Source organism: Leifsonia sp. TF02-11 (assembly GCF_017565305.1).
Lineage (GTDB): Bacteria > Actinomycetota > Actinomycetes > Actinomycetales > Microbacteriaceae > Leifsonia.
Genome location: NZ_JAGEKP010000002.1, coordinates 135,959 through 147,093, shown reverse-complemented (window position 1 = coordinate 147,093; position 11,135 = coordinate 135,959). Strand labels below are relative to the sequence as shown.

At 69.8% G+C, this 11,135-nt stretch carries 12 protein-coding genes and 1 tRNA gene; 8 read left to right on the top strand and 5 right to left on the bottom strand.

The window, feature by feature from the left end; all coding sequences use genetic code 11:
- Positions 1-101: 101 nt before the first annotated feature.
- From JNB50_RS02085 to JNB50_RS02075, 3 genes are all read right to left on the bottom strand, one after another.
- Positions 102-175 (bottom strand) — tRNA-Pro (locus tag JNB50_RS02085).
- Between the two features lie 78 nt (positions 176-253).
- Positions 254-1,237, bottom strand: coding sequence for a metallophosphoesterase (locus JNB50_RS02080; RefSeq protein ID WP_307794573.1), 984 nt, complete (start codon positions 1,235-1,237; stop codon positions 254-256).
- Positions 1,237-3,777, bottom strand: coding sequence for a transglycosylase domain-containing protein (locus JNB50_RS02075; protein WP_208038459.1), 2,541 nt, complete (start codon positions 3,775-3,777; stop codon positions 1,237-1,239). Before JNB50_RS02075 ends, JNB50_RS02080 begins: the two co-directional genes overlap by 1 nt.
- A 115-nt stretch (positions 3,778-3,892) precedes the next feature.
- Here JNB50_RS02075 and JNB50_RS24880 point away from each other — a divergent pair, with 115 nt between their 5' ends.
- Together JNB50_RS24880 and JNB50_RS02070 are read left to right on the top strand one after the other, a co-directional pair.
- Complete coding sequence (locus tag JNB50_RS24880) at positions 3,893-4,027, top strand: DUF4177 domain-containing protein (RefSeq protein ID WP_243767910.1); 135 nt, start codon at positions 3,893-3,895, stop codon at positions 4,025-4,027.
- Entirely contained in the window at positions 4,027-4,497 is a 471-nt protein-coding gene (locus JNB50_RS02070; protein WP_208038458.1) for a RidA family protein, read from the top strand. The genes JNB50_RS24880 and JNB50_RS02070 overlap by 1 nt, the downstream gene beginning before the upstream one ends.
- 105 nt (positions 4,498-4,602) lie before the next feature.
- Here JNB50_RS02070 and acs read toward each other — a convergent pair whose 3' ends face one another.
- Positions 4,603-6,552: an acetate--CoA ligase gene (gene acs, locus JNB50_RS02065; protein ID WP_208038457.1), complete on the bottom strand. Its 1,950-nt coding sequence runs from the start codon at positions 6,550-6,552 to the stop codon at positions 4,603-4,605.
- Positions 6,553-6,956: 404 nt separating this feature from the next.
- Between acs and JNB50_RS02060 the strand changes: the two genes are divergently transcribed.
- From JNB50_RS02060 to JNB50_RS02035, 6 genes are all read left to right on the top strand, one after another.
- Positions 6,957-7,949, top strand: coding sequence for a TadA family conjugal transfer-associated ATPase (locus tag JNB50_RS02060; RefSeq protein ID WP_208038456.1), 993 nt, complete (start codon positions 6,957-6,959; stop codon positions 7,947-7,949).
- A 61-nt stretch (positions 7,950-8,010) separates the two neighbouring features.
- Positions 8,011-9,237: a type II secretion system F family protein gene (locus JNB50_RS02055; RefSeq protein WP_243767909.1), complete on the top strand. Its 1,227-nt coding sequence runs from the start codon at positions 8,011-8,013 to the stop codon at positions 9,235-9,237.
- A 104-nt stretch (positions 9,238-9,341) separates the two neighbouring features.
- The gene (locus JNB50_RS24875; RefSeq protein ID WP_307794572.1) at positions 9,342-9,542 is read left to right on the top strand and encodes a DUF4244 domain-containing protein; all 201 of its coding nucleotides are present in this window, start codon (positions 9,342-9,344) and stop codon (positions 9,540-9,542) included.
- A 100-nt stretch (positions 9,543-9,642) separates the two neighbouring features.
- Positions 9,643-10,014, top strand: a complete 372-nt coding sequence (locus JNB50_RS02045) for a TadE family type IV pilus minor pilin (RefSeq protein ID WP_208038454.1) — start codon at positions 9,643-9,645, stop codon at positions 10,012-10,014.
- A complete protein-coding gene (locus JNB50_RS02040; protein ID WP_208038453.1) occupies positions 10,011-10,373 on the top strand; it encodes an Rv3654c family TadE-like protein in 363 nt (120 codons plus the stop codon). The genes JNB50_RS02045 and JNB50_RS02040 overlap by 4 nt, the downstream gene beginning before the upstream one ends.
- A gap of 48 nt (positions 10,374-10,421) precedes the next feature.
- Positions 10,422-10,577, top strand: coding sequence for a hypothetical protein (locus JNB50_RS02035; protein WP_208038452.1), 156 nt, complete (start codon positions 10,422-10,424; stop codon positions 10,575-10,577).
- Positions 10,578-10,764: 187 nt separating this feature from the next.
- Here JNB50_RS02035 and JNB50_RS02030 read toward each other — a convergent pair whose 3' ends face one another.
- Complete coding sequence (locus JNB50_RS02030) at positions 10,765-11,016, bottom strand: hypothetical protein (RefSeq protein WP_208038451.1); 252 nt, start codon at positions 11,014-11,016, stop codon at positions 10,765-10,767.
- Positions 11,017-11,135 lie beyond the last annotated feature (119 nt).

The following is an 11,135-nucleotide window of genomic DNA, read 5'->3' as shown; positions in this document are numbered from 1 at the left end:
GGATGCGTTCTGAGGGTCAGCAGACACCAACGACCGATTACAAGACAAAGGAACGGCCGGCTCGCTGAGCGAGCCGGCCGTTCCTTTGTCTTACTACTGGGTCGGGGTGACAGGATTTGAACCTGCGGCCTCTTCGTCCCGAACGAAGCGCGCTACCAAGCTGCGCCACACCCCGGTGGCCCGAAGGCCTCATCTAGGATACACGAGCGCGAGGGGTGCAAATGACCATCCGCCGCGCTGTCGGAGTGGTGGACTACTCCGACGCCGTCAACGTCACCAGCGTCGCCTCCGGCCGGCAGGCGAACCGCACCGGCGCGTAGATCGACGTGCCGAGACCGGCCGAGACGTTGAGGTAGGCCGCGCGGAACGCGTGCCTCCAGATGCTCAGCCCCTTGACCTGCTTACGCGGGATGTCGCAGTTGGTGACCAGCGCTCCGAAGCCGGGGACGCACACCTGGCCGCCGTGCGTGTGGCCCGCGAAGATCATCGAGGCGCCGTAGGTGACGAATGCGTCGAGCACACGCCGGTACGGCGCGTGGACGACGCCCAGCGTCACCGTCGGGCGCTCGCTGCGCGGCTCGTCGTCCGGCCACATCGCGTCGTCGGAGTAAGGGTCGTTCTCGCGCAGTTCGTCCAGCGCTCCCGGGATGGCCTCCAGCCGGTCGGCCTGGATGTGCGGGTCGTTGACGCCGAACAGCTCGAGGTGCGTTCCCTTGATGTCGAGAGCACCGGCGGCGTTGTTGAGGTTCAGCCAGCCGAGGCTGTCGAAGTAGTCGGTGAGCGCCTTGTCATCGAGTCGCGGCGCGGTCGTCGTGTGGCGCTTCGACGGGCCCCGGAAGTACTTCAGCGGGTTCTTCAGCTGCGGGCCGAAGTAGTCGTTCGAGCCGTGGACGAACACCCCAGGCACACCGCGGAAGGCGTCGAACGCGGCGCGGATGCCCTCCAGGCCGTTCTCGTGGCTGAGGTTGTCGCCGGTGTCGACGATCAGGTCCGGTTGAAACCGCGCGAGCTCCCGCACCCACTGCTGCTTGTCGCGCTGCCACGGCGCCATGTGCAGGTCGGACAGGTGCAGCACCCGGATCGGCTGCGCGCCGGCCGGGAGCACCGGAACGCTCAGCTCCCGCAGGGTGAACGCGCGACGCTCGACGAGCGACCCGAACGCGAACGCGGCCGCGCCGGCACCGGCGAGCACCGCGAGCGCGGTGCCCACCGGATGGAAGCCCGACGGGCGCGGCACTAGCCGCCCGCTCCCGGACCGGGAGCGGCAGTGCTCTTCTGGAGCGTGAGGGTGACCTGGGTGCCGGCCTTCGCGGCCGTTCCCGCGCCCGGGTCCATCGCCTGGACGATGTCGTCAGGGGAGGCACCTCCGCCGTTGACCTTGGCGCTGAACCCGGCGGCAGCCAAGGCCTGCTGGGCCTCGGAGAGCTTTTGGCCGACCACGTTGGGGATGGCGACGAGCGAGCCGTTGCTGGTGTAGAGCGTGACGACGGTGCCCTTGCCCACGGACGCGCCCGCGGCGGGGTTGCTCGATGCGACCGTACCGGCCGGGGCTGCCGAGTCCTGGGGGCCGCCGTCGGCGCTGTCGAGGCCGAGCCCGGTCAGGATCGACTTCGCCTCGTCCGTGGACTTGCCGGTGAGATCGGGGACGGTCACCTGGACGCCCTGCACGAGCTTGCTGCTCGGCGCGGGGAATGGGTCGCCGCCGTACTTGCCGACGGCGGCGCCCATCATGGCGCGCTGGACAGCCGTTCGGGCGCTCGCCGGGGAGATTCCGTGGGTCGGGTACGTCTTCCGCATGTCCTGGTGGCCGCTCACGTTGCCGACCCAGTACGCGCCGGCGACCTTCGTCGTGGCGGCCACGAGCCAGAGCTGCTCGTTGCCGTCCGTCGTGCCGGTCTTGGCGAGCATGTCCTTGCCGGTGTTGTTCACGGTCGCCGCGGTTCCACCGCTCTGCGTGACCTTCTGCATCGCGAAGGCCATGCCGGCCGCGATGGCGGGGTCGACGGACTGCTGGCACTTCGTCGCCGGAGGCTTGACCTCTTTGCCGCCGCCGTCGACGATCTTGTCGATCGCGATGGGGGAGCAGGTGACACCGCCGTTCGCGATGCCGGCGAACGCGGTGGCCATGGTCAGGGGCGCGATCTCGTTGGTGCCGAGGACGCTGGCGGGGTTGGTGCCGAGCTCCTCGCCCTTGGCGGTGTGCACGTCGAACGCCTGCGCGGTGTCGCGGATCTTGCACATATCGAGCTGGGACGCCATCGAGACGAAAGCGGTATTGATGGACATCGCAGTGGCCTGGATGGCGCTACGGGTGCCCTCCTCGCCCGAGCTGTCGTTCGTGGGCCAGCGGACGCCCGTCGGGCCGTAGGAGCCTCCGGGGTAGCAATAGCCCTTGAACGTCCCGCTGGGGTACGTGCGGACGTTCGCGTTCACCGTCTCGTAGAGCGAGTGGCCTTCCTTGAGCCACTCCGCCAGAGTGAACGTCTTGTACGTCGATCCCACCTGGAAGCCGCCCGAGCCGCCGTACTGGTAGTCGGTCGCGTAGTTGATGCTCGTGTAGTTCGGGCCGGTGTTCTCCGGGTCCTGGCTGTAATCCTTGTTCTGGGCCATGTAGAGCACGCGGCCGGTCCCCGGCTGCACTCCGACGAGCACGCCGCCGATGTCGAACTTGTACGCCTTGGGCACGTAGGAGTCGAGTGTGTCTTCCGCGACCTTCTGCAGGTCGAGGTCGAGGGACGTGTAGATCTTGTAGCCGCCACGGTTGAAGTTGGCGGCGCGGGTGTCCTCGTCTTTGCCGAACGACTCGTCGTTGAGGATGATCCGCTGCACATAGTCGCAGAAGTAGGCCGCACCGCCCGCTGTCTGGCAGCCTCGCGTCGACGGGGTGATCACCGGAGTGATCGGGGTCTTGATCGCCTCGTCGTACTGCGTCTTCGTCAGTTTCTTGTATTCGTACATCTTGGCGAGGATGTAGTCGCGCCGATCCTTGTTCGCGGCGTAGCCATTGGCAGCGCCGTTGGTCGTCGAGTCGGGGTTGTCGAGCTTGAGGCGCGTCGGGTTGTTGACGATCGCGACCAGGCTCGCGGCCTGTGCGGGAGTCAGCGCCGCGGCGGTCGTGTTGAAGTAGTACCGGGCTGCGGCCTCGATGCCGTAGACCGAGCCGCCGAAGCCGACGATGTTGAGGTAGCCCTCGAGGATCTGGTCCTTCGTGTACTTCTTCTCCAGACCGATGGCGTACTTCATCTCCTTGACCTTGCGGTCGGGGGTGACGCCCGTCGAGTCGTCGACGCAGGTGTTGTACTTGCTCTTCTGCTCCTTGGTCTTGACCGGCATGGCCTCGCACTTCTGCAGCAGGACGTTCTTCACGTACTGCTGGGTGATCGAGGACCCGCCCTGCACGCCGCCGCCGGAGACCGTGGACAGCACACCGCGTACGGTGCCCTGGATGTCGACGCCGCCGTGGCTGTAGAAGCGAGGGTCCTCACCGGCGACCAGTGCGTCCCTCGCCGCCTGCGACATCTGCTCGAAGCCGACGGGCAGGCGGTTCTGGGAGTAGAAGGTGGCGAGGGCGACGTCCGAGCCGTCGGACGCCTTCGCGTAGATGGTGGTCGGCTGGGCGAGCTGGCCGATCTGGAGGTACTCGGGAAGACCCTCGAATACGCCGATACCGTTGTTGGCGGCCATGCCTGTCACGGCGATGGCGGGAGTGACGGCAGCGGTGACCAGAAGACCGGCCACGGCACTCATGCCGACGAAAGCGCCGACAGCTCCGAGCACACCTCTAGCCTGTGGTTTTTGCGCAGACATAGGATCAGGGTAGGCGATGAACCTGTTAAACCCCCCGAATGAAAAGAGCACCATGCTGCGCTGGGAATACCTTACGACTCCTCTCATGATCCATAACACGGCCGCCATCCTCAACAACTGGGGCTCGGAGGGGTGGGAACTGGTGCAGGTCGTGACCGGCCCGGAGGGCGGCCTGGTGGCCTACCTCAAGCGCCCTGTGCAGAGCGAGGAGGCCGCCTGATGGCCGCGGTCGAAGCGCGTCTCGCCGAGCTCGGCATCGAGCTCCCGGCCGTCGTCCCGCCGGTCGCCGCCTACACTCCGGCGGTCGTCGACGCCGGGCACGTGTACACCTCCGGCCAGCTCCCGATGGTGTCCGGGGCGCTTCCCGCGACCGGTAAGGTCGGCGACGGTCACGGGCTCGTGCCGGCCGACGACGCCAAGGAGTATGCCCGGATCTGCGCGCTCAACGCCCTCGCCGCGGTCAAGAGCGTCATCGGATCGCTCGACCGGGTGACGCGCGTGGTGAAGGTCGTCGGCTTCGTCTCCTCCGACCCGTCGTTCACCGGACAGCCCGGCGTGATCAACGGCGCCTCCGAGGTCCTCGGCGAGATATTCGGCGACGCCGGCGTCCACGCCCGCTCGGCCGTGGGCGTCGCGGTCCTCCCGCTCGACGCGCCCGTCGAGGTCGAACTCATCGTCGCCTACGAGTAGGCCGCGAGCAGAGCCACCGAACGCAGGAAAACCGTCGCGAACCCACTGGATTCGCGACGGTTTTCCTGTGTTGGGCGGCTGGCGCCCTGACGGCCCCGGCGGGCGTCAGGTGAGCTTGGCCTGGATGGAGCTCATCACGGCGGTGTCGGCGAGCGTGGTCGTGTCGCCGACCTCGCGGCCCTCGGCGACGTCCTTGAGCAGGCGCCGCATGATCTTGCCGGATCGCGTCTTCGGCAGCTCGGTGACGATGAAGATGTCACGAGGCCGCGCGATGGCGCCGATCTGCTGGGAGACATGCTTGCGCAGCTCGGCGGCGACGTCGATCGACTCCGCGGTCTCGAGCTGGTTCTGCTTGATGATGACGAACGCGACCACGGCCTGTCCGGTCGTCTCGTCTGCGGCTCCCACGACCGCGGCCTCCGCCGTCAGAGGATGCGCGACGAGCGCCGACTCGATCTCTGCGGTCGAGAGGCGGTGGCCCGAGACGTTCATGACGTCGTCGACACGGCCCATCAGCCAGATCTCGCCGTCCATGTCGTAGCGGGCGCCATCGCCGGCGAAGTACTTGTCGCCGAACTTCGACCAGTACGTCTCCACGAACCGGTCGGGGTCGCCCCAGATGCCGCGCAACATGCTCGGCCACGGCTCGGTGACCACGAGCAGCCCGCCCTGGTCCTTGCCGACGGGAACGCCGGCCTCGTCGAGGATGTCGATGGAGATGCCGGGCAGCGGCACCTGGGCGCTGCCGGGCTTCAGCGTCGTCACGCCGGGCAGGGCGGAGATCATGATGGCGCCGGTCTCGGTCTGCCACCAGGTGTCCACGATCGGGGTGTCGCCCCCTCCGATGACGTCGCGGTACCACATCCACGCCTCGGGGTTGATGGGCTCGCCGACCGAGCCGAGCACACGAAGGCTCGACAGGTCGAACTTCTGGGGGTGCTGACGTCCGATCTTCATGAACGAGCGGATGGCCGTCGGCGCCGTGTAGAAGATCGAGACCTTGTACTTCTCGATGATCTCCCACCAACGGCCGGGGTGCGGAGTCTCTGGCGTGCCCTCGTACAGCACCTGGGTGGCGCCGTTGGCGAGCGGCCCGTAGACGACATAGGTGTGGCCGGTGATCCAGCCCACGTCCGCGCTGCACCAGTAGACGTCCGACTCGGGGTGGAGGTCGAAGACGTTCTTGTGGGTGAACGCCGCCTGGGTCAGGTAGCCGCCGGAGGTGTGCAGGATGCCCTTCGGCTTGCCGGTGGTGCCCGACGTGTAGAGGATGAACAGCGGGTTCTCGGCGGGGAACGCCTTGGCGACGTGGTCGGCGTCGACGAGTGCGATCTCGTCCTGCCACCACAGGTCGCGGCCGGCCGTCCAGGCCACCTCGTTCTCGCCGCGCTTGACCACGAGCACATGCTCCACGGTGGATTCGCCGTTCGCGAGAGCGGCGTCCACCGCGTCCTTGAGCGGGAACACCCGGCCCTTGCGCCAGCCGCCGTCGGCGGTGATGACCAGCTTGGCCTCGGCGTCGTCGATGCGGGAGCGCAGGCTCTCGGCGCTGAACCCGCCGAAGACCACGGAGTGCACGGCGCCGATGCGGGCCACCGCGAGCATGGCGATGACGGCTTCGGGGATCATCGGCAGGTAGATGGCGACCCGGTCGCCGGCCTGGATGCCCAGGCTGGTGAGCAGATTGGCGGCCTTCTTGACCTCTGCGGTCAGCTCCGCGTACGTGATGGAGCGCGAGTCGCCCGGCTCGCCCTCCCAGTGGATCGCGACCCGGTCGCCGTTGCCGGCGAGCACGTGACGGTCGAGACAGTTGTATGCGACGTTGAGCTCGCCGTCGTCGAACCACTTCGCGAACGGCGGGTTCGACCAGTCGAGCGTTCGGGTGAAGGGCGTGTGCCAGTGCACCAGGTCGCGGGACTGGTCGGCCCAGAACCCCAGACGGTCTGCGGAGGCGCGTTCGTAGAGGTCGGCCGTCGCGATCGCGTTCGCGGCGAACTCCTCTGACGGCGCGAACCGCCGGGCTTCGTGGAGCAGGTTGTCGATTGTGTTGCTCATGGGGAGTCTTTTCGCTCCTTTGCGATGCTGATGTTCGAGTCGTGGCGCGACAATGCCTGACTCTACAGCGTGACGGTGACGTGCTCCGATCAGACTTGCGTTTGCATTGATTGTGCGTAAACTAGTCACCGGCCGAATGATAATTCTGGCGTGCGGCGCAATCGATTCCCCCCAATCCTGCGCCGCAGTGGCCGCACCTGTTCCCCCCAATAGGTGCGGCCCCCCTTTTTTAACCGGCAGTGGTGTTTCTTTTTAACCGGCAGTGGTGTTTCGACCGGGAGTGTTGCGTTCTGTGTCGGCCGGGCCGGGAACCGCTCTCCGCCGCCGAGTGTGGATGAGTCGGTCTTTCCACAGATTCGCGCGACGACGGCCGCGCTGCTTGCGCACTTCATAGCGTCGAGGGCATGACGATTCCTCGCGCCCTTCCGACCGCACTGCAACCCGACGCGACCGCTCGCGGCGAGCCCGGACCGTGGGAGACCTTCGGCCCGCTGACGCCGTACCTGATGCGCGAGGGGGTCACCGACCTCTTCCTCACGGGCGACGGAGAGCTGTGGTCCGATGGGGGCTCTCGCGGCCTCCACCGTGTCGACGGCTGGCGCTCGGATGCGCAGGGCGCCCGGCGTCTCGCCACGCGCCTGATCGCCAGCGGCGGTCGTCACCTCGATGAAGCGACCCCGTTCGCCGACGTGCGGCTCGCGGGCGGCGTGCGCGTACACGCCGTCCTCTCACCGATCTCGACGTCGGGAGCGGTGATCTCGATCCGCGTGCCGTCCGCCGTCGTGCCACGGCTCGATGATCTGGTGCGCGGCGGATCCGTGACGGAGGCCGACGCTGCGCGCCTGCGAGCGGCCGTGGCGGCGCGAACCAACCTCCTCGTCACCGGTGCGGGAGGGGCGGGCAAGACCACGCTCCTGGGAGCGATCCTGGCGCTGGCGCCGCCCGACGAGCGGATCGTCCTCATCGAGGACGTGGCGGAGCTCCGCGTCGCGCATCCGCACGTGGTGGGGCTGCAGACCCGGCAGCCGAACCTCGAAGGGGCCGGAGGAGTAGGTCTGCGTCGGCTGGTGCGCGAAGCGCTGCGCATGCGACCGGACCGCCTCGTCCTCGGCGAGTGCAGGGGGGAAGAGGTCGTCGACCTGCTCTCCGCACTGAACACGGGGCACGACGGTGGTGCGGGCACGCTGCACGCGAACTCGATAGCGGACGTGCCGGCGCGACTGGAGGCTCTCGGCGCGCTGGCGGGGATGAGCGAGATCGCGGTTGCGCGCCAGACGACCTCGGCGATCGGCCTGATCGTCCACGTCGAGCGCTCGGCTGAGGGCCGCCGGATCCGCGGATTCGGTCGCTTCGCGACGACTCCTCACGGCCGGCTCGCGGTGGTGGGCGGTGACTGAGGCGGCGGGTCGTGGAGATTCCGAGGACGACCTCCTGGCGCGATCGGTGGAGGCGCTTGCGGTGCTTCTCGACGCAGGGATCTCCCCGGCGTCGGTCTGGTCGTATGTCGCCGAGGACGCTCGGCACCCGGCGATGCGGAGCGCTGCGGCGCGGATCGCGGCAGGGGCGGCGCCGGCGGAGGCGCTCGCCGACGCGGCGCGGAGGCGGACGGTCGACGGGGTGGGGGAGCGGTCGGTGCGCGAGTGGGCGCTGATCGGGCGGACGTCGAGGTGGTGGTCGCGCGGGCCGCGGGCGCCCGCGTCGCCGATGGGGAGGAGACGAGCAGGACCGTGGACGCGGGGGATGCGCGCGCCGGGTCCCTGGGCGAGCGCACCGGTGGCCGGGACGCCGGGGGAAGGTCCGCGGGCGATGGCTCCTTGGGAGAGGGGTACGCGCGCGGCGCGGGATGTGGCCGCGCGGCCGGCGTGGGCACGGGTGGCGGCCCGGGCGGCGGCACGATCGGCGGCGCGTGTTCGGGCGTCGGTGAGGGAGCCGACGGGCGCTCGCGCCTCACCGCCCCGGGCGACTGACGGGATCGATCACGGTGCCGCGACCGTTGCGGCCGCGTGGACGGTCGCCGAGCACTCGGGCGCACCGTTGTCACCCGCACTGCGCGGCGCGGCGACCGCGCTGCGCGACCGTGCGGAGACCGCACGTGACGTACGCACGGCTCTCGCCGGACCGCGTGCGACGGCGCGGCTGATGGCGTGGCTGCCGCTGGTGGGCGTCGCGATGGCGTACCTGATCGGCGTGGATGTCGTCGGTGCGCTGGTGGGCGGCCCACTCGGGTGGGGAGTGGCAGTCGCCGGCGCGACGCTCACGGCCACCGGCCGCGCCTGGACGGCGCGCTTGGTCCGTGAAGCATCCCGGACCGGACCGGTCGCCGGTGCCGAGCACGAGCTGGTGGCGATCGCCCTGACCGGCGGCATGTCGCCGACACGTGCGCGGCAGCTCGTCGCGGAGGTCCGCTCGCGGATCGGATCCGCCGGGGCGGAGCACGACGACGACTCCATCCAGCGGGTGCTGCACATCGCGGAGCGGGCGGGCGCTCCGGCAGTCGAGTTGCTCTCGGCCGAAGCGCGGCAGCAACGCCGCCTTGCACGTGCGGAGGGGCGTACGAGGGTGGAACTCCTCGCCGTTCGGCTGCTCCTTCCGTTAGGGCTCTGTGTGCTGCCCGCCTTCGTGCTGCTCGGTGTGGTCCCAGTCATCCTCGCGATGATGTCCTCCACATTCACGGGGTTGACATGAGCTGTCCACAGATTCGGCCGCGAGAGCCCGGCCACGGCCGACGCCAGGCACGATCGGAACATGAGCCACGAACGTCGTGGCCGATAGCGAAGAAGGGGGAGATCGTGGGCGAAGACATTCAGGGACTGCGGCCGGTCCTGCAGCGGCTGCGCCGGGAGGACCGCGGTGCGAGCACAGCGGAGTACGCCGTCACGACCATGGCGGCAGTCGGGTTCGCCGGAGCGCTGCTGATGCTGTTGCGCGGCGACGAGGTCCGGTCGGTGCTCGCCGACCTGGTACGCCGGGCGTTGACGGTCGATGGCTGAGCGGAGACGCGGCGGGCGGGTGACGAGCACGCCGGCGGGGCTCCGAATCGGGGTGATCGACGTTCGGGGTCACGGCACGGGGCACCTGATGAACCGGGCGATGATCGAATCCGCGGTGCTGGACGGCGGGCGGCAGAGCGGCCGGCAGAGCGGGCGGGAGCGCGGCAGCGTGACGGCGGAGTTCGCCACGGCACTTCCGACCGTCCTGCTCTGTCTGGCGCTGTGCGTGAGCGCGGTGCAGGCAATCGCGCAGCAGGCTCGGCTGCTCGATCACGCGGCATCGGCAGCGCGGCTCATCGGGCGTGGCGATGCGGCTCCTGCGCCGCCGGCCGGAGCGACCAGGGCAGTGGGAGCCGACGGCGGGTTGGTGTGCGTCACCGTCTCGGCGCCCAGCGGCTCCGCCGGGCTGGGCGCGCTCGGCGTCACTGTCTCGGCGCGTTCGTGCGTGCTCGACGATGTGGGTCAAGGGTGAGCGGCCGTCCACACTCGCCGCGGGCGGTCGAGCGGGGTTCGGGAACCGTCCTGGCGCTCGCCACCGTTGCGGTCCTCGCAGCGGTGACGGCGGCGGTGGTGCTGGTCTGCGGAGCATGGGTGGCACGGCAGAGGGCGGGCATCGCCGCGGACGCGGCAGCGCTGGCGGGCGCGGACGTCGCCGTCGGCCGGGCCGCCGGGGACCCGTGTACACAGGCGCGACTCGTGGCTCGTGCCAACGGCGCCCCGCTCGCCGAGTGTGCTGTCGCCGGAGTGGTGGTGACTGTCACGGCCGTAGTGCCCTATGCGGGCTGGCGAGCAGAAGCCCCGGCCCGCGCGGGACCTCCGGGTACGCCGTGACCGGTGGGCCGTGGGCAGCACCGGGCGGCTGGCGGTGGCTGACGGCCGGTGGCTGGGACGCCATGGCCGGCGGGCGGCGACTGGCGCGCCACGGGCGGCAGCGGGCGGCGGCCGGTGGCCGGGACACCGTGGTCGGCGGCCGGCGGCCGGCGACCAGCGACCCGGCGCGCCATGGTCGGCGCCGAGCGGCTGGCGGGGCTGTGACGGACGCGTCACGACGGGCGGCCGGCGACTGACACCCCTGGCCGGCCCGCGCAGCGACCATTGCCGAGGTCCGCCCGGCCGGGCTCAGGCGGTGCCCGGCGTTCTCATCCGGTGAACCACCTCAGCACCCGCGAGACGTCGCGCTGCGTCGCCTGGTTCGTCCGGCCTGGCGTCGGCGGCGGTCGCCTCAGTCGAAGACGGTCTCCACGTAGCGGTAGGCCACCGCGCTGGGGAGCGATGCGCTCGGGTCGTCCGAGGCGTACTCGGTCTCGGAAGCCGAGCCGCGCACGTACAGGTAGTGCTTTCCGCCGGACGGCGCGGCCAGCTCCAGCCGCGGCTGGGGGTCGCCGGAGTCGAGGAAGGAGGTCGCGATGGTCTTGCCCTCCATGGGACCGTCGATGAGCTTGGCGGTGTACGTCGTCATTGATGTCGTTGCCATGACGCCATTGTCCTCCCGGGCACCGCACCGCAACAGGGCCGACGGCCGCGGAAGGTGCGCCCACGGCGAACGACCGGGGGCAAGCGGGGCAGCGATTAGGCACACAACCGGCCTAGGTG